Source organism: Vreelandella populi, from assembly GCF_003989825.1.
Lineage (GTDB): Bacteria > Pseudomonadota > Gammaproteobacteria > Pseudomonadales > Halomonadaceae > Vreelandella > Vreelandella populi.
This window is the reverse complement of sequence record NZ_RZHE01000015.1, coordinates 209,840-232,002: the sequence shown is the minus strand read 5'-3', so window position 1 is coordinate 232,002 and position 22,163 is coordinate 209,840. Positions and strand designations below refer to the sequence as shown.

At 57.6% G+C, this 22,163-nt stretch carries 19 protein-coding genes; 6 read left to right on the top strand and 13 right to left on the bottom strand.

The window, feature by feature from the left end; translation table 11 throughout:
• Positions 1-11 precede the first annotated feature (11 nt).
• The 3 genes from ELY25_RS15690 to ELY25_RS15680 form a co-directional block, all read right to left on the bottom strand.
• The gene (locus ELY25_RS15690) at positions 12-1,994 is read right to left on the bottom strand and encodes a methyl-accepting chemotaxis protein (protein WP_126952204.1); all 1,983 of its coding nucleotides are present in this window, start codon (positions 1,992-1,994) and stop codon (positions 12-14) included.
• Positions 1,995-2,226: 232 nt separating this feature from the next.
• A complete protein-coding gene (locus ELY25_RS15685; protein ID WP_126952203.1) occupies positions 2,227-3,180 on the bottom strand; it encodes an XdhC family protein in 954 nt (317 codons plus the stop codon).
• Positions 3,180-5,459 carry a xanthine dehydrogenase family protein molybdopterin-binding subunit gene (locus ELY25_RS15680; protein WP_126952202.1) on the bottom strand — a complete coding sequence of 760 codons (2,280 nt, stop codon included), beginning with the start codon at positions 5,457-5,459 and terminating at the stop codon, positions 3,180-3,182. Before ELY25_RS15680 ends, ELY25_RS15685 begins: the two co-directional genes overlap by 1 nt.
• A 201-nt stretch (positions 5,460-5,660) precedes the next feature.
• On the opposite strand from ELY25_RS15680, the gene ELY25_RS15675 reads away from it, so the two are divergent.
• Positions 5,661-6,146 (top strand): MarR family winged helix-turn-helix transcriptional regulator, encoded by a 486-nt coding sequence (locus tag ELY25_RS15675; protein WP_126952201.1) that lies wholly within the window; start codon positions 5,661-5,663, stop codon positions 6,144-6,146.
• A gap of 33 nt (positions 6,147-6,179) precedes the next feature.
• Here ELY25_RS15675 and ELY25_RS15670 read toward each other — a convergent pair whose 3' ends face one another.
• From ELY25_RS15670 to ELY25_RS15640, 7 genes are all read right to left on the bottom strand, one after another.
• A complete protein-coding gene (locus tag ELY25_RS15670; RefSeq protein ID WP_236995754.1) occupies positions 6,180-7,697 on the bottom strand; it encodes a tripartite tricarboxylate transporter permease in 1,518 nt (505 codons plus the stop codon).
• 22 nt (positions 7,698-7,719) lie between these two features.
• Entirely contained in the window at positions 7,720-8,244 is a 525-nt protein-coding gene (locus ELY25_RS15665) for a tripartite tricarboxylate transporter TctB family protein (protein WP_126952200.1), read from the bottom strand.
• 31 nt (positions 8,245-8,275) lie between these two features.
• Entirely contained in the window at positions 8,276-9,250 is a 975-nt protein-coding gene (locus ELY25_RS15660; RefSeq protein ID WP_126952199.1) for a Bug family tripartite tricarboxylate transporter substrate binding protein, read from the bottom strand.
• A gap of 161 nt (positions 9,251-9,411) precedes the next feature.
• Positions 9,412-10,095: an N-carbamoylsarcosine amidohydrolase gene (locus tag ELY25_RS15655; RefSeq protein ID WP_126952198.1), complete on the bottom strand. Its 684-nt coding sequence runs from the start codon at positions 10,093-10,095 to the stop codon at positions 9,412-9,414.
• 10 nt (positions 10,096-10,105) lie between these two features.
• Positions 10,106-10,867, bottom strand: coding sequence for a maleate cis-trans isomerase family protein (locus ELY25_RS15650; RefSeq protein WP_018916975.1), 762 nt, complete (start codon positions 10,865-10,867; stop codon positions 10,106-10,108).
• Positions 10,868-10,880: 13 nt separating this feature from the next.
• Positions 10,881-11,714: an alpha/beta fold hydrolase gene (locus ELY25_RS15645; protein WP_126952197.1), complete on the bottom strand. Its 834-nt coding sequence runs from the start codon at positions 11,712-11,714 to the stop codon at positions 10,881-10,883.
• Positions 11,711-12,877 (bottom strand): FAD-dependent monooxygenase, encoded by a 1,167-nt coding sequence (locus ELY25_RS15640; protein ID WP_126952196.1) that lies wholly within the window; start codon positions 12,875-12,877, stop codon positions 11,711-11,713. The genes ELY25_RS15645 and ELY25_RS15640 overlap by 4 nt, the downstream gene beginning before the upstream one ends.
• A gap of 456 nt (positions 12,878-13,333) precedes the next feature.
• On the opposite strand from ELY25_RS15640, the gene ELY25_RS15635 reads away from it, so the two are divergent.
• The 5 genes from ELY25_RS15635 (at position 13,334) to ELY25_RS15615 (ending at position 19,705) form a co-directional block, all read left to right on the top strand.
• Complete coding sequence (locus tag ELY25_RS15635; RefSeq protein ID WP_126952195.1) at positions 13,334-13,819, top strand: (2Fe-2S)-binding protein; 486 nt, start codon at positions 13,334-13,336, stop codon at positions 13,817-13,819.
• Positions 13,812-16,835 carry a c-type cytochrome gene (locus ELY25_RS15630; protein ID WP_126952194.1) on the top strand — a complete coding sequence of 1,008 codons (3,024 nt, stop codon included), beginning with the start codon at positions 13,812-13,814 and terminating at the stop codon, positions 16,833-16,835. Before ELY25_RS15635 ends, ELY25_RS15630 begins: the two co-directional genes overlap by 8 nt.
• Positions 16,836-16,856: 21 nt before the next feature.
• Complete coding sequence (locus ELY25_RS15625) at positions 16,857-17,045, top strand: hypothetical protein (protein WP_126952193.1); 189 nt, start codon at positions 16,857-16,859, stop codon at positions 17,043-17,045.
• Positions 17,038-18,549 carry a sodium:solute symporter family protein gene (locus ELY25_RS15620; protein WP_126952192.1) on the top strand — a complete coding sequence of 504 codons (1,512 nt, stop codon included), beginning with the start codon at positions 17,038-17,040 and terminating at the stop codon, positions 18,547-18,549. Before ELY25_RS15625 ends, ELY25_RS15620 begins: the two co-directional genes overlap by 8 nt.
• Before the next feature lie 124 nt (positions 18,550-18,673).
• Positions 18,674-19,705 carry a 2,5-dihydroxypyridine 5,6-dioxygenase NicX family protein gene (locus tag ELY25_RS15615; RefSeq protein WP_126952191.1) on the top strand — a complete coding sequence of 344 codons (1,032 nt, stop codon included), beginning with the start codon at positions 18,674-18,676 and terminating at the stop codon, positions 19,703-19,705.
• Between the two features lie 69 nt (positions 19,706-19,774).
• Here ELY25_RS15615 and ELY25_RS15610 read toward each other — a convergent pair whose 3' ends face one another.
• From ELY25_RS15610 to ELY25_RS15600, 3 genes are read right to left on the bottom strand one after another with little or no spacing between them, the layout of a single operon-like run.
• Positions 19,775-20,704, bottom strand: a complete 930-nt coding sequence (locus ELY25_RS15610) for a 5-oxoprolinase subunit C family protein (protein WP_126952190.1) — start codon at positions 20,702-20,704, stop codon at positions 19,775-19,777.
• Complete coding sequence (gene pxpB / locus ELY25_RS15605; protein WP_126952189.1) at positions 20,701-21,405, bottom strand: 5-oxoprolinase subunit PxpB; 705 nt, start codon at positions 21,403-21,405, stop codon at positions 20,701-20,703. Before pxpB ends, ELY25_RS15610 begins: the two co-directional genes overlap by 4 nt.
• Positions 21,402-22,154, bottom strand: a complete 753-nt coding sequence (locus tag ELY25_RS15600; protein WP_126952188.1) for a 5-oxoprolinase subunit PxpA — start codon at positions 22,152-22,154, stop codon at positions 21,402-21,404. The genes pxpB and ELY25_RS15600 overlap by 4 nt, the downstream gene beginning before the upstream one ends.
• Positions 22,155-22,163: the final 9 nt, after the last annotated feature.

The window sequence follows — 22,163 nt, the reverse complement described above, 5'->3', positions numbered from 1 at the left end:
TAAGGAACGGCTTAAAACTCTTCCCATTCGTGTTCGACAACGGCCTTTCTAGGTTTGGGCGCTGAAGGCGTAGAGGATGCGGCCGGTAAACGTGGGCTGGGAGCTAGCGAGGTAGTATTTGCAGAGAGGGGCAGCGGCTGGGAATCGCCCAGCACAAACTCGCTCATCAATTGATCCAGTTGCTGGGCATTCTCGCGCATTTTCGCGGCAAGAGAAGCATTCTGGCTCACCATGGAGGCATTCTGCTGCGTCATGGTATCCATTTCGGCAACAGCGGTATTGACCTGTTCGATACCGGCGGTTTGCTCGCGGGCGCCGGCGGTGATTTCACCAATCACATCAGACACCTGGGTGATGCTGCGATGAATTTCCTGCATCTGCTGGGCGGCGGATTTAACGATATGGTTACCTTCCTTGGCATGATTGACCGAGACATCAATCAGCGCACGAATATCCTGTGCAGCGGTTGCCGAGCGGCTGGCCAGCGTACGAACTTCGTTGGCAACCACCGCAAACCCACGCCCTTGCTCACCGGCTCTGGCGGCTTCGACCGATGCGTTAAGTGCCAGAATATTGGTTTGAAAGGCGATGGAGTCAATCAGGCCGATAATATCGCTGATCTTGTTGGACGATTCACTGATGGCGCCCATCTTGCTTTCCATTTGCGTCATGGATTCAGTGCCGCGTTTGGAGGCACCAGCGGCTTCAATCGCCAGGCCATTGGCCTGTTCAGACGCTTGTGACGTATGCGCCACCGTTGAGTGGATCTCCTCCATGGACGCGGAAGTTTCCTGAAGGTTAGCTGCCGCCTGCTCGGTGCGCGATGAGAGTTCGTGGGTACCATCCGCCATGTCGCTGGCACCGGCAAGTACCGTCTGAGCGTTATGGCGCACTTCCTGAAGGGTAGCCTGCATACGTTCAACGAACGCATTGAAACCGCGCGCAAGATCCCCGATCTCGTCCTGGGATTTGACCTCCAGCCGACGAGTCAGGTCACCCTTGCCCTGAGCAATATCGGCCATGGCGTTAGCCGTATGCTTGATAGGCGCAAGCGAGCGGCGCGTCGCATAAGCAACTGCTACCAGGAGCAATATCAGCAGCAAACCGCCTGCCAGTAAAAGAGACTTCAGCAAGCTGTTGGTCACGGCGGTAAAAGCGGTCATGGGTACGGTCACGCCAACAACCCAGGAGGTACCTTCCACAGGACTCCACATAAGCCGGGTACGTTCGCCACTGGGCATGGTGATTTCACCGGAACCGGGGGTGCCGCTGAGAATAGACTGACTTAGCGCATCCAGCCCCTGATATCCCTGGGTACGGTCGGCGTTGGTATAGTTCAGCGACATGCGATACTCTTCCACCGGGTGGGCAATCACCTGACCCTGGCTGTCAATTAGCCATCCGTAACTCCCCTCACCGACATTGATTGCCGAGGTAATATCAGACACCGCCGCCATGGAAACAGTGATGCCTAGAAGCCCTGCACGATTGCCGCGTTCATCGAAAACGGTATCGACCACTAATGCCGTCGGCAGTCCGCTGACCATGGAGGTAACCGGGTCGACAAGTAGGCTATCTTGACTACCTTCAGTAACAACTGTCTTGAAGTAGGAACGTTCCGAGATATCTAGCGGCACGCCAGCATGGGTTATCGTGTCACCCGAGGCATTGGAGAAGAACAGTGACTCGATGGTGCCGCCCGGCGGATAGCGCTTTGCAAGCCAATCAAGATGGGTCGCAACAGGCAGATCTTCGGCGAGACGCTCATCCTCCGCCAGCACCGCATTCCAGTTACGATAGCCGTTGATCCAGCGGCCTATCTCGTCAGCACGTGCCTCAACCTGCCGTGTGCCAGCATTGTCGATCAGGCCAGGAATGGCTCGATTGAGCTGCTGATTGACAATAACGCCGAGAACGACGGCAACAATCAGTAAAGGGAGAGCGACTGCGCTCAGCAATTTTTGTGTTAACGACAGACGAGAGAACTTGCTCATTGAAGGCCTCGGTAAGTGAGAGGTTGGTCATTACTGACCAGTCATGATCTACGCAATTTTTTAATTTAAGGCGCAGAGATCGTTTTTATTGCTGGCGCAGAGATTAATAACGGCCATTTTGCGATTAACTTAAGTGAAATTGTCATTGTTATAGTTCAGTAAACGTTGAGGGCGTTTTCATCCAAAGCGCTGGATATGTTACTGACCACCGATGTTGTTACCGCTTGTGATGTCATTTTCCCCGATAGACACGCAGGATATCGGCCATGGTCGCCAAGGCGATCTCGGCCGGTGTTTTACTCCCCAGGTCTAGACCGATCGGCATGACGATCCGCGCGATATCGATGTCGGTCAAACCGCCTGAGCGCCGTAAGCGTTCGGCACGTTGGGCTGAGGTTTTCTTCGATCCCATGACGCCGATATAAAAAGCGTCCGTGCGTACCGCCTCGATCATCGTCAAGTCATCAATACGCGGGTCGTGGGTAAGGGCGACAATCGCCGTGGCTGCGTGGCACGCTCCTGAGGCTATGAACAGCGAAGGCAGTACCGCCTGTAACTCGACACCAGGAACATTGAAGTCGCGCCGCATCTCCTCGCGTGGGTCGCAGACAATGACTTCAAATCCCAGTGTCTGAGCGAACTGGGCGCAGGGAACGGCGATAGTGGAAATGCCTGCGATAACCAGGCGCAACGACGGGCCAATACGAAGATAGGCGGCATGCTCATCGCACGTGACGGCAGGCCCCGGCCCTTCGGGCACGATGAAGCGCTTGCGCGAGCCGTCCAGTAACACATGACGTATCAATGGTCGGCGCCCCATCAGCGTGGCATGCACGACTTCAAGATGGATCAATGTGTCGGCGCTGGGTTCAAGCCGTTCCACCAGCACATCAAGACGCCCGCCGCAGGGCAGGCGAACGGTGTCATCACTTTCTCCACCGTAATGAATCAGTTGAACCGGTGAAGATGAAAGGGCGCCCTTTTCCAGGCGTTCCAGAAAGTTCTCTTCAACGCACCCGCCTGATAGTGAACCGATGAACTGCTCTTTTGAGCACGCAGCCATGACGGCCCCGGGTTCCCTGGGTGACGAGCCAAAGGTCGTCAGTACCGTACACAGCCAGACCACACGGCCCTGGTTAGCCCACTGAAGGGCACGCTCGATAACCTGAAGATCAAGGTGCTGCATTACAGCGCCACCTCGGCGCGTCTTTCTATGGGGATATCGCTTTGCTCAAGCTTTCGACGAACGGTCTCGGCGGTAAACGGAGGATGTGTAAAGCGCACGCCTGTTGCATCGAACAACGCATTGGCAATGGCCGGGGCGCCGGGGAGCGACGTGGATTCGCCGACACCTAGTGACGGCTGATCCGTTCTATCCAACATTAGAAGCTGAATATCCGGAAGCTCCGAAAAGCGCAGGATGGGGTAGCTGCCCCATTCGCGATTCATGGGTAAACCCTTTTCGAAGGTCACCCGCTCTTTCAGGGTTCGGCTAAGTGTCTGGATGACGTTGCCATGCACCTGGTGGCGTACGCCGTCGGGGTTGATCATGAGTCCAGCATCCTGGCCCACATACAGACGTTCGATAATAATTCGGCCGCTGGCGGGATGCACTTTCAGTTCGACGACCCAGGCCGCCAGCGCCGCGCCGAAGCCGGGGAATTTACTATGCACATACTGCGCGTAGGCAAACCCGCGCCCGTAATGCCAGCCCGCTTCGATACGGGGGGTAGAATATGCTGGGCGAGGCTGCCAATGAGCGCGTGTTGCCAGGGCCTTGACGAGTTCTATGGCGCGCGTATCGGTCAAGTGCCGAATTCGGAAGGCAATAGGGTCTTCCCCGGCCAAGAAAGCCAGCTCATCGATGGCACTTTCGTGTGCAAACGCGTTCGGCATGGCGGAAACGCCGCGTAGCCATGAGGCGCGCACGAGCGTGGGCACATCATCACAGGCAATGCGCCGATGCGGATAGCCATAGGGCGGAACGGACGTGCGGTCCCCCATCTGGAAAGGCACGTCGCTGGGTTGCTGTGTGCCTGTCAGCAAAAGCGCCAGGGTCGGTGCATTGTTGGAAGGATAGCGAGCAACGAACCGGTAACCTGCCAGGTTACCGTCGGCATTGATGCCGGCGTCAACATCCATCCGCTGGGCGGCCCCCTTGGGTTCCCAGAGATGCTCCTGCTCGCGGGTGAGTTGGACGCGCACGGGGCGGCCAACGGCCCTTGATAGCAACGCCGCATCAGCCCCCACATCATCAGCGCAGTTGCGGCCGTAACAGCCGGAAGCCTCCATACGCGTGATGGTAATGGCGCTTTCATCCAGCAGCATCAGACGCGACAGCTCGGCACGCAGGCTATGAGGATTCTGCGTGCCCGACCAGACGTGCAGTTGATCGTCACGGTAGTGAGCAACCGAGCATGAAGGCCCAATTGAGCCATGCAGTTGAAATGGCCAGACATAAGCGCGTCGAACACGATGTTGAGCACTTTTGAGGGCATCGTCGACCTGGCCTTCTTCAAGCAGCAGGCGCTTTTGAACCGGCAATTCATCCAGCGCCTGTTCAATGTTATGCATGGGGGGCAGTGTGCCGGGCTTGCGCCAAACGATATTGAGTTTACGGGCAATAGCAGCTGCCTGCTCTTCGCGTTCAGCCACAACGCCGACAAAATCACCAATCGTCACGACACTGACCAGCCCTGCCATGCCGGCGACTGAACTTTCATCGACGGATATCAGTGAATGACCGACGAAATCGCCCCGATCATAGCCACTGTAAGGAGGTCGTATCACATGGCCGTAGAGCATATCCGGCAGGCGAAAGTCATGCACGAACGTCAGTGCACCCGTTACCTTACCGGGAATATCCACGCGAGGCGCAGCCTTGCCCACCAGGCAATATTGGTGGGCAGGTTTGAGGGGAACATCATCGGCAAGCTTCAAGGCATGTCGGGCACCGGCGAGCAGTTCGCCATAGCCGATGGCGGGTAACGTGTCGTCTAACGGTGCAATATGACCTACGCGACAACGGAGCTTATGTTGAGGTAAACCAAAATGCAGGGCGGCTCTGGACAGTAAATATTCACGCGCCTGAGCGGCAGCACGACGAAGCGGCTCGGCAGTAATCTGAATAGTGGCGCTAGCAATCGTTGGCCCCTGGTTGGGTACCTCGAACGGATCTCCCAGCACCATGGTGATGGACTCAAGCGCTACCTCAAGCTCTTCAGCTACGATCTGGGCAAGCGCGGTGCGTATGCCTGTGCCAAGATCCACATGGCCGTTGAACGCCAGCACTTGGCCCGTGCTCAGGATAGCAATGAATATTTCGGGCTCAGTAGGTACGAAATTAGAGTGTGTGCCCGGTTGTCCTGGCGCAGGTTTGGGAGGCGTAATCGGGTCCCGATACACGATAAGAAGGTCTGGATCATGTAGAAGGGCTTGCCGATCATAGGCTTTCTTACCGGTCATGTGGCCTCCATGGTTGTTTTTAGATGCTCAGGTCTTTCATGTATCGTGAGAGGTTGCTTGAGTTTAATATAAATTTATAATGTGTACGCCATAAATTGGCGGTGAATAAAGCGGTAATTCTCGCGTTATACGTAAAGTCTCCTTAACCTTTTTCCACTGCCATACTTGAAAGACATCATTGCGCATCAGCAAGGAGTTTGAATGACATCGGACCGTTCCCACGACGTCCAAAAAAATGCGCACCCTACGCCGTCTGAGCAGGGGTACGATTTTTCAGAGCAGGTAGGTCATTTGCTGCGTAAGGCCTATCAGCGTCATATCGCCATTTTTCAACGTCACGTCTGTGATAAGCAGCTAACGGCCATTCAGTTTGTCGCCTTGTGCACAGTGATGGAGCGGGGGGCCAGTTCCTTAACCGATATCGTTAACGCCACGGCTATAGATCCTGCCACTGTTAGGGGGGTGATCAAGCGTCTCAAGGCCCGTGAATGGGTCACGCTGACCACCGACCCCAACGATCAACGCAAGGTGATGGTGGTAATTACCGAAGCCGGGGCCGCTATCGTTGAGGCAATGGTGCCCAATGCCCGACAGATCAGCGATGCCACCATGCAAAACCTCAACCCTGCCGAGCGCGTCGCGCTGATGCACCTGCTGGAAAAAATGAATGCAGACCCCGTGGCCTAGCACGGGGAGCTTTTCCGTTTGTGGGCGCGACAGTCAATGCATCCTTACTCGCTTTATGTCATTGCCAAGCCGCACCCAGAGTGGCGCCAAAAGCGGCAGTATGATGGCCAGTAGCGACAGCCCGAACAGGCCCATGGCAATGGGGCTGTGCAGGAATACCTCCCAGGAGCCGCGACCCAGCAGCAGACTGCGGCGCAGGTTCTCCTCAAGCAGCGGCCCCAGAATCAAGCCGAAAGCCAAAGGGGCAGCGGGTAGCGATAAGAGATACAAGACGTACCCTACAGCGCCGAAGAAGAGCATGATGTAGACATCTGCCATGCTGCTGCGAATAGCATAGGCGCCCACCACGCAGAGCAGGGCAATGCCAATGAGCAGCGTATGCGAAGGGATGCGCAGTACCCAAGGCAACCAGCGCATCAGCAAAAGGCCGATGACCAGTGTAAGCAGCAACGCGAGGAAGAATCCGGCGTAGAGGCTCGAGACGAAACCTGGGTTTTCTGCGAAGAGCATGGGCCCAGGCCGCAGCCCATGGATCAACAGCGACCCCATTAATACTGCTGTGATGGCATCTCCAGGTACGCCCAGCGTCATCATTGGTATCAGCGTGCCACCAATGCTCGAACTATTAGCGGCCTCGGGCCCCACCACACCCTCGACGGCGCCATGGCCGAAGCGCTCGGGATGCCTTGAAAAGCGCATCTCCTGGGCATAGGCGATAGCCACTGCGATAGCCGACCCGGCAGCGGGTATAGCGCCGACAAATGCGCCAATAAAGGAACCGCGCAGCATCGACGCCCAGCGTCCAGCGATCGTGCGAAGATTTGGTAGAGGCAATTGGGTAGATTGCATGTCGAACTCAGGCGTGGCGCGGTGAGAGCCGTGCAGATTCCTTAGAACCTCAGCGAGACCAAACAACCCTACACATAGCGGTACTAGTTCGATGCCTCCTTGCAGGCCACGTGTATCGAAAGTGAAGCGCGAGACGTCGGTTAAAGCATCGAACCCTACCATTCCACAGAGTAGACCGACGGCGCCGACCAGCAATCCGCGTACCGTTGAACCTGGCGAAGCGTAGGCAAGTAGCACCAAACCGAACACTGCGATAGCCGTGAACTCGGGGCTTTTAAAGCGCATCGCGATCGAGGCCAGCATTGGAGCGGTGACAACCAGAAGTGCCAGACCGATGACGCCTCCCACGCTCGAGGCGATCAGCGCATAGACCAACGCTTCCTTGGCCCGCCCTGCGCGGGCAAGAGGATGGCCGTCCAATTGAGTGACGATTGCACCCGGCGTGCCTGGAATGTTGATCAGGATAGCGGAGATTGAGCCACCATAGACGCTGGCAACGAACACACAGAGTAGAAAAAGAATGGCAAATGCGGGGTCCATACCGAAACTCAGCGGTAGCAGAATAGCCAGCGCCATGGTGGAGCTTACGCCCGGCAGGGCGCCGAGCACGATGCCAAGCAGAGTGCCCAGCACGGCAAGCATCAAACCCCAGGGCGATGCGAGCGTTGCCAGGAGCGAGGTAAGGAAACTGTCGATCAGCATGGGAGTCTCCTAACCGCGGGCGTCATAGAGCGACACCCAGTAGGGTGATGAAGATCAGATACAGCGCAAGGCTTAGCAATGCGGCGGTCATGATGCCGAGCAGTAAGGCACGACGCAGGCGATGGCAGCGACGATACTCCAGCCAGATGAGCCAAGGGGTGGCGAAAAGCCAGGTCGCTGGCAAGAAACCAAGCGATGTCACCACGCTCGGCAGCGCCAAAAGAGAAACAAACAGGGCCACCGCGTGCGTGTGACGGCCAAAGGGAACGTTATTTTGGGGCGGCGTCTGCTCGGCTGTCCTGCGCGAGTGCAGTGCCCAACCGGCCAGCCCCTTGAGAAGTAGAAGGCTGCCTCCCAGCAACATGAAGCTGAGAACGGTCAGCGGCAGCAGTGCGGGACCTGGATCAGGGCCTCGGCCTAGCGTGTTCATCAGCATTGTATTGCCACTTACGTTGATGAACCCGACAAGGGCAATGCCACTGAAAAGCAGTCCACAGGCAAGATCGCGCCCGACGGCGCGATCAAGAAAAGCGTTAAACGAACGCATGGCGTCTCTCCTAAGCCGTGAGCAGGAGCCGTCAGCGCGTCAGCGCGTCATCCACCAGATTGGCGGAAGAAAGGATTTCGTAGACCTCATCGGCGCGCTGGGTAAGGTAATCTGAGCTTGCCTCCCTAGGTTGCGGAGCTATCACTAAGCCCACCTCACTTGCCGCCAACTGAAACGCTTCGTCTTCAAGCAGTGTGTAGAAAGCCGACTCCAACGTGTCGCGGCGCTCATTGGGTACGCCTTGTGGCAGATAAAGCATAAAGAAGTCCTCCGCCGTGAAGTCATAACCTTGCTCCTTGAAGGTAGGAACATCCGGTGCAAAGGGGTGGCGCGCATCTGAGGCCACGCCCAGTATCTGGAGCTGCCCCGAGGCGTGCTGGTCAGCTAATAACGGTATTGGCAGCAGGGCGGACATGACCTCGCCAGAAAGCAATGCCGAGAAGGTGGGGGCGTAACCCTGATAGGGGATCTTCGTCAGTGTAACGTCAAACTGCGACTCAAGCATGCTGGCTGCGATATAGGAGAAGCCGCCGGGCGAGTCGTTACCGTTGATAATTGCGCCGGGCGATTCCTGGAGTGTTTGCAGATAGTCAGCAATATCCGTGATGCCCGTATCGCTGCCCACCGCGAACGCGGCTGGCTCGGGGCCGATGAATACCAGCGCCTCAAGTTCGTCCAATGGCGTGGCATTGGGGTTCATGTAGCTTTGGGCGATGGCATGGGTACCCATCATACCTAGGGTATAGCCATCTGGGTCGGACTCAGCTACGTGGCGAATGCCCGTAGACCCGGCCGCCCCCGTCACATTTTGAACGACGATGGGGACAGAGAGTGCCGTGCCAGCATGCTCGGCCATTAAACGGGCCGCCAGGTCATAGGCGCCGCCAGCGGGCCAGGGAACGACGAGGGTGAGCGCACGCTCGGGAAAGTCATCGGCTAGAAGTCCGGAACTCAGGGGCAGGGTGAAGCCCAAAACGGACGCTATTATCAAACGGCGAAGTGTCATGTAAGTTACCTGTTATGTTGTCAGTGGGATCAACGCAAAGCGTTTTATTGTGGTTTGTTGGTTTTGCGAGCTGGCGAGCGTTGAAGTACTCCTTCCTCTTTTAATGAACAGTGAGTGTTAAGAAGCCAAAAGGCCGCAAAGCGGCCTTTTAGAAGTGCTGTTCAGCCTCCCAGCAAATGATCGATCGCTGCCTGGCGGTCGATGACATCGCCGTACTTGCTGTCGATGTCGAACAGGTTCGCCTCGTGCGGATCAGGGTGGCGGTCGCCCACACAGTCGCGCACTACCATCACGCGGAAACCGTACTGCAGGCCGTCGACGGCGGTGGCACGAATGCAGCCACTGGTCGAGCAGCCGGTGACGATGATCGTATCGACGCCCATGGCCACCAGCATCGATGCAAGCGAAGTGCCGAAGAAGGCGCTCGCGTACTGCTTGGTGATAACCGGCTCAGTTGAATCCGGCACCACTTCAGTGCAGAACTCGGCGAAGGGGTTGCCAGCTACCATGGCGCGCATGACCGGCGACTTCTTCACCCAGATGCCGCCATCGACCTGATCCGGCGCATGGTAGAGAATATTGGTGTGGATGACCGGGGTGCCACTCTGCCGAGCGGCATCCAAAAGCGGCGGCATGTTGGCCACGGCCTCGACGACGCCGGGGGCGAAAAGCGGCGACTCCTCACGCACGTAGCCCTGCATGAAGTCCACCACCAGAAGTGCTGCCTTGCGCCCGAAACCGATGCGCCCGTCCCAGACGCCCCGATAGTTCTCCTGGGCTGAGTTTTCTTCATGACCCGAGTCGTTTTGAAGCGAGCTGTCTTGAATCGCATCAGGGGTTGCCATGGGTAAGCTCCTAGTAGGCGCCAGAGAGCAGGGCGCCCGCGCCGGGCACCACCGGCTCCAGGTCCAGCGCCTTGAGCATGGCGTAGGTGGTGGCGATGGCAGCGGTCACCACCGGCTTGCCGGTCAGCGCCTCGACCTTGGCGACGGCTGGAAGTGAGGGCATCTGCACGCAGGCCGAGAGCACGATGGCATCGATATCGCTCAGGTCGAGACTGGCCACGATCTCGGGCAGCTTGGCCGGGTCATGACGCGCCACGTCAAGGTTGTTGGGAATTTCCAGGGCGCGATAGTCGACTACCTCAACCCCTTCCTGGCGGATATAGTCCACGACCATCTCGGTCAGCGGCTTCATGTAGGGAGCTACCACGACCACACGCTTGGCCTTCATGACATGCAGAGCATCCACGAGTGCACCGGCGCTGGTGACGACCGGCGTATCGCAGCCGTTCTCTTCAGTGCGGCGGCGCAGACGCTTCTGCGACTCACGGTGATAGCCAGGGCCCATCGACATGATGGCCACTAGGCAGGCGTACCCCATGACGTCCACGGCGGCATCGGAAAGCTCCAGCGCGCAGCGGTCGGACTCCCCGTCCATGGCGGCCAGCTCGTCTTTGCTCACGGTTTTCATGCGCATGCGGCTGGAGTGAAAGGTAAAGCGTTCGGGGCGAATCAACTGCCGTGCGGTGAGCATGGCGGGAATTTCCGTCTCCATGGTGATGTTGGAGCTCGGCACGATCTGGCCGATACGATAGGTCTTGGTTTCAAGCGTCATGGCAATCGGCCTCTCAGAGTGGGGTGCCGAGGAAGTCTTCGAAGGCTGTGAAGAAACCTTCGAAGTCATCCCAGGGAATCATGTGGCCTGCATTCGCGGCGGTAGTAATACGAATCGACGGCAACAGCGTTTGGATCTCTTCGCGATCTTCCTCCTGGATCACGCCGCCTTTGCCAGCGCAGATCAGAAGCAAGGGCACCTTGATAGCAGGGAGATCCTGGTGGATATCCACACTATGGAACTCCTCGAAGGCCTGCACGATGGCCGGCGTATAGCACGTGTGCAGCCACTCGGCGCGCAGGCGCAGCTGCTCCTCGCTCCAGGTGGGGCAGTAGGCGCGCATAGTGTCTAGATCGGCGCCATGGGTGCAGTCGCGAATGGAGTCCACGTACCAGGGCAGCTTGCTGGGATACTCCCGGCGCCCGGGGCCGGAGACAGGCGGGTCGATCAGCACCAACTTGTCGATGCCGCGTGCGCCACGGGTCATGGCGCGCAGGGCAAAGCGTGCGCCCATGGAGTGGCCGGCGAGGATTACGTTTTCAAGCCCCAGCGCTTTGATAAAAGCGATGACATCATCGGCACAGGTATCAATATCGTAGTCAAGCTCCGGCCCCGTGGAGGAGAGCCCCCGCCCGCGCACATCCAACACGTAAGTATCGAAGTGTTGGCCGAGGCGCTCGGCGACGAATGCCCAGGTGACGGCGGGGCTTGTGATACCCGGGATCAGCACCAGCGCTTGCCCGGTGGAAGCTGACTCGCCGCCAAAGCGCAGGTAGTGCTGGCGAATACCGTTGGCGTGGACGTTGGCGCCGTAGCGGTACGTGCTGGCAGAGGTCGTATCGGTCATGCCGGGCTCTCCTCACTAACGGCTTCAGGTGCTTTCAACGGCGTCTCGAACACGTCGTAGCCGAAGACCCAGGCGGGGTCCTCATCCTGGCGCAGCCAAGTGTTGTCATGGGAAACCTTCTGCACGCGAGAGGCCCGCTCGAAGCGGTTGGTGCGGTAGAGCTCGAAAGCATTACGATAGTCGTGGGCGCCCACTTCTTCCAGGCAGCGGACCAGCATGGCAGCATCCTCGATAGCCATGGCAGCCCCCTGAGCCATGTGGGGTTTCATCGGGTGACAGGCATCGCCCAGCAGTACCAGGCGGTTGTCGTGCCACAGCGGCAAGGGGTTGCGTTCCAGAAGCGGCCACTTGGTCACCGTTTCGGTGCAATCGATCAATGCCTGAACGGTGGGGTGGTAGCCCGTGAAGGCTTCACGCATCTCTTCGCGCGAGCTGTCAACGAAGGACGTGCCGTGGCTCCACTCGGGCTCCGGTACGCCGGTGACATAGTAGTACTCTTTCTCGTCGCCGGTAACGAAGTAAACCATCATATGACGGTCTTCTGACCACCACTTCACGCAGGCCTCGAAATCCAGATCATAGGCCTTGAGCTTCTCAGCGGAGATGATCGCCCTGTGCGCGACCCAGCCGCTATAGATGGGTGCCTCAGACCCCAGCAGTTTTTCGCGAATTTGCGAGTTGACGCCATCGGCGCCGATCACAAGGTCCGCTTCCTCGGTGGTGCCGTCGGCAAAGGTCATGCGCACTTTGCCGCCCTGGTCGTCGACATCCACCAGGTGCTTGTCGAAGAAAAGATTTTCCTGATCGAGCGTGCTGACCATCAACTCGTGTAGGTCGCCGCGGTGAACGGTGATGTATGCCGCGCCGTAATGTTCGTGGGCAAAGTCGCCAAGAGGAATACGCGACTGGTATTCGCCGGTCAGGCCGTTGCGGCTGAACCAGTGGTCGGGGTGCGAGCCCATGGCATTGAGCTTGTCCTCAATGCCGATGCGCCGCATTACCTTCATTACGTTGGGACCCAGATGGATACCGGCGCCCAGGCGGGAAAATGCCGGGGCCTGCTCGTACACCTTGGTGGGGTAACCGGCCTGCTGCAGCAAGGCGCCAGCAGCAGCGCCGCCAAGACCTGCGCCAATCACGGCGATGGTGGGTTTGTTATTCATAACGTTATTTTCCTCGTTTTTATTGGCATAACGCACAGGGGAGGCAATAGCCAAACCTTTGAAAGGGTATTTGAAACGCTATAAAACAACGTATACGCCATTTATTTTTTGGTCAAGGAAAAATCAATTCAAACCTTTAAATAATTTCCATCATCTATTAGATTCTTGTAACTATATATTTAATATGGATATTTATGTTTTTTTAAGTTGCCATTATAAAAAACTTGCGAGATGGGAGAGGAGAGTGGTATATGTTTTATAGTCGCGTATTTATAGTGTGTGCACTATTTTTAAGCGAGTCAAAACACTTTGCACCGTGCAGGTGCATTGAAGGTGGGGATGGCCACAATAGATAAAATATTGTCAAAAAAATAATTAACAATTACGTAAGCGCTGCCGATAAATAAGAGCTCTCTAAATAAATACTTGCTTTAACAATAACGATGATAATTCCCTATGACGCTGAAGCTAAAAGTGAATGGACAGAATGTTGAGCTGGCCATTCCGCCTACAACACCTCTGCTCAACGCACTGCGTAACGACCTGGCGTTGAACGGCCCGAAGTATGGCTGTGGGCTGGGCGAATGCGGTGCGTGCAGTGTGCTGGTGGATGGCATGGCTGCCAGAGCCTGCGTACTGACAGTCGCCTCGGTGGTTGGACGAGAAGTCACGACACTGGACGGGCTGGCCGATAAGGGCCGCCTGGATCCTGTTCAACAAGCGTTTATCGATGCGCAGGCAGCACAGTGTGGCTATTGCCTGAATGGCATGATTATCAGCATCCGTTCGTTGTTGAACCACACCTCCACTCCCTCTTCCGAACAGATTGGGGCGGCGCTGGAGCATCATCTTTGCCGTTGTGGCACGCACCTGGAAATCCTGGATGCCGCTCATCGTGCTGTCGCACTCAACGCGATGGCGTTGGGAGGCGTTGATGACTGAGCGCCATTCCACGGTGAAGCCCTATCAAACTGCCTTGCCCGCCGGCTTCGAGAACCTGCGCTACGGTGTTGTAGTACGCCCGCCTCACTACCGCTGGAACGGCGAACATCTTACGTGTGACCGGCTGGCGCACGTTGATACATCGGCGCTGAAAACGTTGCCATATGACGCAAAAGCTGTGGTTGAGGGGAATTTTGTAGGGGTCGTGGCAAGCAGTATTGAAAATGCCCGCGATGCCGCTAAGCACTTGATTCTAAGCTGGCAGGCACACGACCAAATTGCGGAGACGCCAGCACAGCAAGCACGCGTAAACGAAGAAGATCACAAGGCTCTGGTACATAAAAAAACCGGCGTAGCTGATGTCGAGGGCGGCCACGCTGACAGATATGAGCGCGACTACGGCTGGCCCAGCCGCATGCGCTGGGGAGAAACCGAAGGCTGGGTGGTTGCCGAGTATCGAAACGACCGTCTTGATATCTGGACACAAACCACAACGCCGGAAGCGCTGCGCCAGGATTTGAGTACCCTGACGGCACTAGATGCGGATCAGATAGCGCTTTATACCAACACGGGAGCAGAGCGGCGCGTGGCCTCGGGCCTTGGCCGCCATTGTGGTGACGATGCCGCTGTGGATGCTGCCCTGATGGCACGTGCGCTGGGTCATCCGGTCGCTGTATGGCTGGATGCACAGTACAGCGTTGATGTTAAGGCTCTCGGGCAAGCGCAACGCCTGTCGTTAAGTGCCGCCTTTGGGGAAGGTGATCACATCGAGCATTATCGCTACCGGCAGGCGCATGCCAGTGGCGAGGTGGCAGCCGTCGGGCTGTTTTTGAGCGGGCGAGCCCTTGTGCTGGGTGTTTTAACGGACACTGAAAAGCCGCTGTATTCTCCGTATACCTTCCAAAACGCGCATCTGTCGGCGCATACCGGGCGCCCCTCGGGGCAGCCTTTGAACGATACCCTGCTGGGTATTCAACAGACCTTCGCCCGTGAATCATTTCTTGATGAAGTCGCTCATGCGCGCGGCCAGGACCCGCTGGCGTTACGCCTGCACTATCTTGACGACGTACGTGGTCGCGAGATTATTGAATCGGTTGCCAAGCGAGCTGACTGGCAGGTAAATACCCCTTCTCGTATAGCATCGAGTGATGTGTTGCAGGGCCGTGGTTTGGCCTATGCACAGCTACCCGACCGTCAACAGCGTCTGGAAAGTGGCGTACGCTCTGCCTGGATTGCCGATGTCGAGGTCAACCGGATCACGGGGAACGTGCAGTTAACGCGACTGGTCGTGGGCCAGGATTCGGGCGTCGAGGTTGATACAGCGCGTTTGCAACACACGCTTCAAGCGCGAGTATTAGGCGAAGCGCGGCCATTACTGGGAAGTGAGCCGGCTTTCGATGAGTGGGGCGATGGCAGTTTAGAAGCCAAAAAAGAGTTGCCTTTGGCCAGGCGCCAGTCTTCGCTTGAAAGGCAGGTGGTGACGCCAAATGAAGCATCCTCCGTGTTGCCGGTTCCCCTTGAGGATACCGAATTTTCGCCGGGTGTTGCCGTCATTGCCAATGCATTGTTCGATGCCACCGGCATACGTTTTCGTCAGCCGCCTTTTACGGCCAATCGTGTACGGCAGGCGCTGCAAGAGCAGGATCTGGAAGCATCCCAGGGCCGTGATAGCCTGTTTTTACCTCGCAAAAGCAAAGCGCCGCGCCGCCAATGGCTGGCGGCCGCTGCCTTCATGACGGTTGCCGGTAGCGCGGCCATGGCCTGGCCCTGGAAAGGGGCGATTGCGCCTGTCTCGCGGCCAGCGGCCAATCTCTATTCCGCTGAAACTATCGAGCGCGGGCGACTCGTAGCGGCGGCAGGCGACTGCGCGGCTTGCCACACCGCAAGCGGCGGTGCCGTCAATACCGGCGGTCACGCGTTTGAGACACCCTTTGGTACGCTTTACAGCACCAACATCACGCCCGACGAGGCGACCGGCATTGGCAACTGGTCCTATGCCGCTTTCGAGCGTGCGATGCGCCACGGTATTGGCCGCGATGGTCGCCATCTGTATCCGGCGTTTCCCTATACGGCGTTTGCCAAGACCAGCGAATCCGACCTTCAGGCGCTCTATGCTTACCTGATGTCCCAGCCGGCCGTAGCAGCGCCAGCGCCTCAAAACGATCTATCGTTCCCTTTCAGTGTGCGTGCGCTCATGGCGCCCTGGAATGCGCTTTATCACGACCCCAAACCGTTTCAGCCGGATCCTGCGCAAAGTGAGCTCTACAATCGCGGCGCTTATCTCGCCGAAGGACTGGGGCATTGCAGTGCCTGCCATAGTCCGCGCAATGCGATGGGCGCGGAAAAGAACGGTAAGTACTACTTTGCCGGTGCCGTCGTCGATGGTTGGGAGGCGCCTGCCTTGAATACGCTTTCAAAATCTCCCGTTGGCTGGAGCGAAAGCTCGCTGTACGACTATTTACGTCACGGCGAATCGGCCCTGCATGGCGTGGCTTCAGGGCCAATGGCGCCTGTCGTTGCCGGATTGAGCGAGCTGCCAGAGTATGACGTGCGCGCCATCGCCCATTACGTGGCGCAGCAGATGGAGGCCCCGTCAGGGGACACTGAGGCACAGCAGGTCGATGCCCAGCAACGCTTGGCCGCAGCGGCGGTGAGCCCCAGTGGCATGGAGGAGGGCGAGCGCCTGTTTGAAGGTGCTTGTGCCGCCTGCCATCTGGATAACGGCTTGCCATCGTTTACCCGAGCCAGAACGTCGCTTGCGCTGAATACCAACCTTTACAGCGAGCGTCCCGATAACGTTATTCAATCGATTTTAGGCGGTGTGCATGCTGACACCGTCCCTGGTGTAGGTAACATGCCCGGTTTTGCCGACAGCTTCAGTGATACACAAGTCGCTACCCTGGCAACCTATCTACGGGCACGCTTCGCGCCCGACGCGCCTCCCTGGCAACAACTTGAACAACGCGTTGCCGCAATACGCCAGCCTCATCACAACAATACGCACTCTTCTCTCTGACAATACAAAACGAGGTGGATCATGAAACGCAGCAAGTGGATATGGGCAGTCTGGATAGTGGTTCTTTTGAGCTGTCTTGTGCCTTACACCCTACTAACGAATGTCGCGGCCTGGTACGGCAGTTTTCTGTTCTGGACCTGTGCGGGGGTTGCCGTCATCGCACTGAATATCTTCATCACCAAAGACTTCGAGGAGCATGGCAATGACTGAGTCAATGATCTGGTGGTCGATCGCCATCTATCTACTGATCGCGACCGGGATTGCCGTTCTCTCACGCCAGGGCGCGGCAGAAAGCATGTCGGGTTACTTTCTGGGTAACCGGCAAATGAACGGGTTTGTCTCGGCCTTAAGCTACAGTGCAACTACCTATAGCGCCTTTATGATGGTCGGCCTGGCCGGGCTTACCTATGCCGGTGGTGTAGGCGCACTGGGCTTTGAAATTATCTACTTTGCCGGTGTTTCGCTGGTGGCCATTTTCGGCCCCCGCTTCTGGGCCGTTGGCAAGAAGTTCGGGTTTGTAACGCCTAGTGAGATGCTGGGTCATCGCTATAACAACAAGCATGTAGCTATGGCTGTCTCGCTTGCCAGTTGTATATTTCTAATTCCTTACTCTGCCGTTCAGTTGGCTGGCGTGGGCTACCTGCTGCAAGGGATGACAGATGGTGCGATTACCTTTACCACGGGTATTGTGATCGCCACAATCATTGCCATTTTCTTCTCCTATATTGCCGGTATCCGTTCGGTCATGTGGACCGACTCGCTACAGGCGCTGATGATGATTGTTGCCTCTACGCTAGTAGCCTTTCTGGTAATCCAGGGCTTGGGCGGCTTCAGCGGATTATTCGGCACGCTTGAAGCCGAGCATCCGGCATCACTGAGCGTTCCGGGTTCCGGCATTTTCAGTCTGGTGACCTTCCTTGGGCTAAGCATTCCCTGGTTCTTTTTCAGCCTCTCCAATCCACAGGTGAGCCAGCGCCTGTTCATGCCATCTTCGCTGCGCGCGATGCGCCAGATGCTGATTGGTTTTCTGATATTCGGCCTGATCTATACGCTGGTATCAGTACTGTGGGGCTTCTCAGCGCTGGCCGCGTTCCCGGATCTGGCGCGAGCGGATCTGGCAACGCCTACGCTGCTGGCGTCTGACTTCATCCCACCGGTGCTGGGTGTCATTGTCATGATCGGCATCATGGCAGCCGCCGTCTCCACCATTGATTCCATCATGCTGACCCTGGCCTCCATGCTGTCGCGTGACGTGTATGCCAACGTCAAGCCTGGCGTGAATGAAAAGCGCCAGCTGCTGATGGGTAAAATCGTGATTCCGGTTATTGCCCTGATGGCGCTTGGGTTTGCCGAATTGCAGCTGGATCTGATTGCAGTGCTTTCGGTGGCGACCTCGTCAGGCCTGGTCGCCATGGTGCCTGCCATTATCGGAGCTTTCTACTGGAAGCGCGGCACTGCTGCAGGTGCGCTGGCAAGCGTCGTGGGTACCAGCGTGTTCGTGCTGGGGATGTATGCCACGGGTAACTCCCTGCTGGGTTTACCTGCCGGTATATGGGGTATCTTTGTCTCCACGTTCCTCTTTGTGGGTATAAGCCTTGCTACCAAGCCGCATGAGGCTTCGGCCAATGCCTTCCTGAACGCTATTTCCGAAGAGCTCGGGCGTAAAAAGCGTGCTCCGGTCAGTGCGCCGTCATCTCAGAGCGCCGCTGTGTAGGACTATTTCTACCGACGCTATCTCTCGGTAACTGTCTGCCTCGATGCTGGGCTGGTAAATACAGCCAGCGTCGGGGCAGAGGTTACCGCCCTCAACGTCATACTGACGATATGCAGGAGTGGTTATGGATCACGCAAGCTTTACGGAAATCTGCCTTCACCAGTTGAAAATGTCCGGCGTCCAGTCCGATGAAAGGCTCATCGTACTGACCCAAGGTAACGACCGCCTCGATTATGCCGATGCTTTCATGGCCGCCGGGCAACGTTTGGGCGCCAATATGTACCATATGCGTCTGCCGTCACCGCCTCTTGTGGGTGGTTGGAATGTCGGCACTACCGGGCTTGCTGCGATGCCCGAGGCGGTGGAAGCGCTCAAGAACTGCGACATGCTTATCGACTGTATCTTTTTGCTGTTCTCCCCAGAACAGATGGCCATTCAGGCGGCGGGCACCCGAATTCTTACCGCTGTGGAGCCGCCTGAACTGCTGGCGCGTATGCTGCCAACCCAGGAACTCAGAGAGAAGGTCGAGATTGCCGCTGAGCTATTGGCCAAGGCCAAGGTGATGCGTATTACTTCTCCCCATGGCACTGACGTTACTTACCAGCTTAATACCTACCCGACGGTTGCCGAATATGCGTGTACCGATGAGCCGGGCCGCTGGGACCATTGGCCGTCTGGCTTCGTGTTTACCGGCGGTGATGACGATGGCGTAGACGGCACCATTGTCGTGGCGCCCGGCGATGTCCTGTTGCCTCAGAACATGTATGTCCGCGAGCCGATCACCTACACCATCAAGAAGGGCTGGATTACCGGTATTCAAGGTGGCTTGGATGCCGAGCTGGTTAAATCCTATATGGACAGCTTCAACGACAAACGTGGCCTGGGCATGAGCCATGTTGGCTGGGGCATGAACCCTGATGCCAAGTGGCACCGCATGGTGCCCGGTGAGTTTCCGGGCGGGATGGGCATGGAGCCACGCAGCTTTTATGGCAACGTGATGTTCTCCACCGGCCCTAATAACGAACTGGGTGGTCCCAACGATACGGCCTGTCATCTGGATATTCCCATGCGCAATTGCTCGCTATTTTTGGACGACGAGCCTGTCGTGGTTGATGGCGATATCGTTGTGAAGGATATACAGATGCCTAGAAACTGACCGTTAGCGGCATTTCAATACAAAAGGCACCCGGCGGGTGCCTTTTGGCGTTTGAGCTTTCTTAAAGGCTCACTCCCACACAGCCAACTGGCGGCGGTGAGTAACCTGAGCCTGGGTAGCACTCACCGGACGTAGCCAGACTTCTGTGCTGGGCAGACACTGAGAAAGCAGCGCGCAGGCACTGGGGGTGAGCGCGCCGATACGCGGATAGCCGCCAATCGTCTGGCGGTCATTCATCAGGACAATCGGTTGGCCATCGGGGGGGATCTGTACCGCGCCCAGGGGAATGCCTTCTGAAATCACCCCTTCCAGTTTGCTGTTAAGCGCGTGCCCGGTCAGCCGAATGCCCATCCGGTCAGCGCGTTGGTCGACGGTCCAGGGCTGGTTGAATGCTTGATAAAGGCTACGCCCGGCAAAGTGGGCCACCTGGGAGCCCAGCACCAAGGGAAGCTGGCAGCGCTTTTGTGGCATGGGCAAGCTGGCATTGTCCGGCAATCGGCGGGGTGATGGTGTATCGCCTTGCCAGCTCAGCTGATCGCCGGCTTGTAGAGGCTTGCCGTTCTCATGCAGGCCACCGATCATCTCTCGCACGGTACAGGCACGGCTGCCGAGGATTTCCGGGGCCTGCAGGCCGCCGGGAAATGCCAGATAAGCGCGTAGCCCGGCGTGCGGCTGGCGAAACGTCAGGCATTGCCCGGCTTTTAGGGTAAAGCACGCGTTAGGAGCGAGCGGCTCGCCATCAATGCGGGCATCGAGATCGGCCCCGGTCAGCGCAAGGCAGACGTTGCTGCTGGCTTCTAATGTCAGGTTGCCGCCCATGACGATTTCCAGCGCCGCGCTATTGGTTGGGTTGCCCAGCAGCCAGTTCGCCCAGTTATAGGAGATCCAGTCGGCAGCGCCACTCTGGGTAACGCCCAGATGACCCACGCCGAAGCGCCCCGCGTCCTGAATGAGAGCCAGCGGCCCGGCCTGTTTAACGGTTATGCTGCCTTGGCTCATGCGCGCTCCTCCAGTGGGGTGGCATCACCGCCGGCGGCTTCAAACTCAGCCTTGGAGATGGACATGAAGCGTACCTTGTCACCTGGGCGGAATAGCGGTTCACCGCGCCGGGCGTACTCAAACAGGGGAACCGCCGTGCGACCCAGGATATTCCAGCCACCGGGTGAGAGCAGCGGATAGATGGCCGTCTGCCTATCGGCGATGCCCACGCTTCCGGCCGCTACGCGGCGTCGTGGTGTCTTCAAGCGTGGCGTGGCCAAGTCTTCATCCACTAGCCCCATGAATCCGTAGCCAGGAGCAAAGCCGAGGGCGAACACGCAGTAGTCGTGGCCGCAGTGACGCTCAATCAACTGCTCAACGCTTAACCCTGCGCGCTTGGCCACCTGCGGCAGCTCAGGGCCAACGCTCTCGTCGTACCACACCGGAATTTCATGTAGCTGGCCGTTTTGAGTATCGGCGGGCTGCAAGTCTTTCAGCGCTTCGCGGGCAAGGGCTGTGGCCTCAACAAAGGCTATGACCCGGCAATCATAATGAATCAACAGTGTCGTGTAAGAAGGAACAAGGTCGATCAGCGCATCGCCGAAAGCGTGACGCAAGGCGGTGTCGGCCGCCATGATCCAGGCCATGTTGCTCTCGTCGATGGCGTCGAACAGACGTACTGTCAGCGCATCCATGGCAGCGGTTTCAAGACGCAGTTTCACGCGGACTCCAACGCTTTAAAGGCATCACGGATGGCACGTACGGCCGCGATTGATTCGGGGTTGTCGCCATGCACGCAGAGCGTGTCGCAGGGCAGGTGAAGTGCGGTGCCGTCACGGGCGGTCAGGGCTTCACCCTTGGCCAGTGCAATAGCCTGGGCCACGATAGTTGCCTGGTCGTGATGCACAGCACCTTCTAAGCGGCGCGACGCCAGGTGGCCGTTGGCTTCATAAGCGCGGTCAGCAAAGGTCTCAAACCACAGCGTGATGCCCATTTTGGCAGCCAGTTCGCGATGCGGCGCGGTATCAGCGGTAGCCATTACCATTAACGGGAGGCTTGCATCAAACGCTCGCACAGCGCGCATCGCGCCTTCCAGCAGCTCAAGGTTGGCGGCCATATCGTTATACATGGCGCCGTGCGGCTTGATGTAGCTAAGCTCGGCATCCTCGGCGCGGCAAATGCCCGCAAGCGCGCCTGCCTGATAAAGCATCATATCTTCGACTTCAGCCGCCGAGCAGGTCATGGAACGACGCCCAAAGCCCATCAAATCGGGATAGCCTGGATGAGCGCCGATGCGCACGCCATGCTTGGCCGCCAATGCGACGGTGTGGCGCATGACGTGGGGGTCGGAGGCATGATAGCCACAGGCGATATTGGCACAGTCAACGTAAGGCATGACCTCAGCATCAAGGCCAAGTGTCCAGTTACCGAAGCTTTCGCCCATGTCGCAGTTGAGTAGGGGAATGACCATAACGACTCC

Bases quoted from the DNA above. Each gene is read 5' to 3' on its own strand.
- ELY25_RS15690 (WP_126952204.1), bottom strand. From the start codon at position 1,994: ATGAGCAAGTTCTCTCGTCTGTCGTTAACACAAAAATTGCTGAGCGCA.
- ELY25_RS15685 (WP_126952203.1), bottom strand. From the start codon at position 3,180: ATGCAGCACCTTGATCTTCAGGTTATCGAGCGTGCCCTTCAGTGGGCT.
- ELY25_RS15680 (WP_126952202.1), bottom strand. From the start codon at position 5,459: ATGACCGGTAAGAAAGCCTATGATCGGCAAGCCCTTCTACATGATCCA.
- ELY25_RS15675 (WP_126952201.1), top strand. From the start codon at position 5,661: ATGACATCGGACCGTTCCCACGACGTCCAAAAAAATGCGCACCCTACG.
- ELY25_RS15670 (WP_236995754.1), bottom strand. From the start codon at position 7,697: ATGCTGATCGACAGTTTCCTTACCTCGCTCCTGGCAACGCTCGCATCG.
- ELY25_RS15665 (WP_126952200.1), bottom strand. From the start codon at position 8,244: ATGCGTTCGTTTAACGCTTTTCTTGATCGCGCCGTCGGGCGCGATCTT.
- ELY25_RS15660 (WP_126952199.1), bottom strand. From the start codon at position 9,250: ATGACACTTCGCCGTTTGATAATAGCGTCCGTTTTGGGCTTCACCCTG.
- ELY25_RS15655 (WP_126952198.1), bottom strand. From the start codon at position 10,095: ATGGCAACCCCTGATGCGATTCAAGACAGCTCGCTTCAAAACGACTCG.
- ELY25_RS15650 (WP_018916975.1), bottom strand. From the start codon at position 10,867: ATGACGCTTGAAACCAAGACCTATCGTATCGGCCAGATCGTGCCGAGC.
- ELY25_RS15645 (WP_126952197.1), bottom strand. From the start codon at position 11,714: ATGACCGATACGACCTCTGCCAGCACGTACCGCTACGGCGCCAACGTC.
- ELY25_RS15640 (WP_126952196.1), bottom strand. From the start codon at position 12,877: ATGAATAACAAACCCACCATCGCCGTGATTGGCGCAGGTCTTGGCGGC.
- ELY25_RS15635 (WP_126952195.1), top strand. From the start codon at position 13,334: ATGACGCTGAAGCTAAAAGTGAATGGACAGAATGTTGAGCTGGCCATT.
- ELY25_RS15630 (WP_126952194.1), top strand. From the start codon at position 13,812: ATGACTGAGCGCCATTCCACGGTGAAGCCCTATCAAACTGCCTTGCCC.
- ELY25_RS15625 (WP_126952193.1), top strand. From the start codon at position 16,857: ATGAAACGCAGCAAGTGGATATGGGCAGTCTGGATAGTGGTTCTTTTG.
- ELY25_RS15620 (WP_126952192.1), top strand. From the start codon at position 17,038: ATGACTGAGTCAATGATCTGGTGGTCGATCGCCATCTATCTACTGATC.
- ELY25_RS15615 (WP_126952191.1), top strand. From the start codon at position 18,674: ATGGATCACGCAAGCTTTACGGAAATCTGCCTTCACCAGTTGAAAATG.
- ELY25_RS15610 (WP_126952190.1), bottom strand. From the start codon at position 20,704: ATGAGCCAAGGCAGCATAACCGTTAAACAGGCCGGGCCGCTGGCTCTC.
- ELY25_RS15600 (WP_126952188.1), bottom strand. From the start codon at position 22,154: ATGGTCATTCCCCTACTCAACTGCGACATGGGCGAAAGCTTCGGTAAC.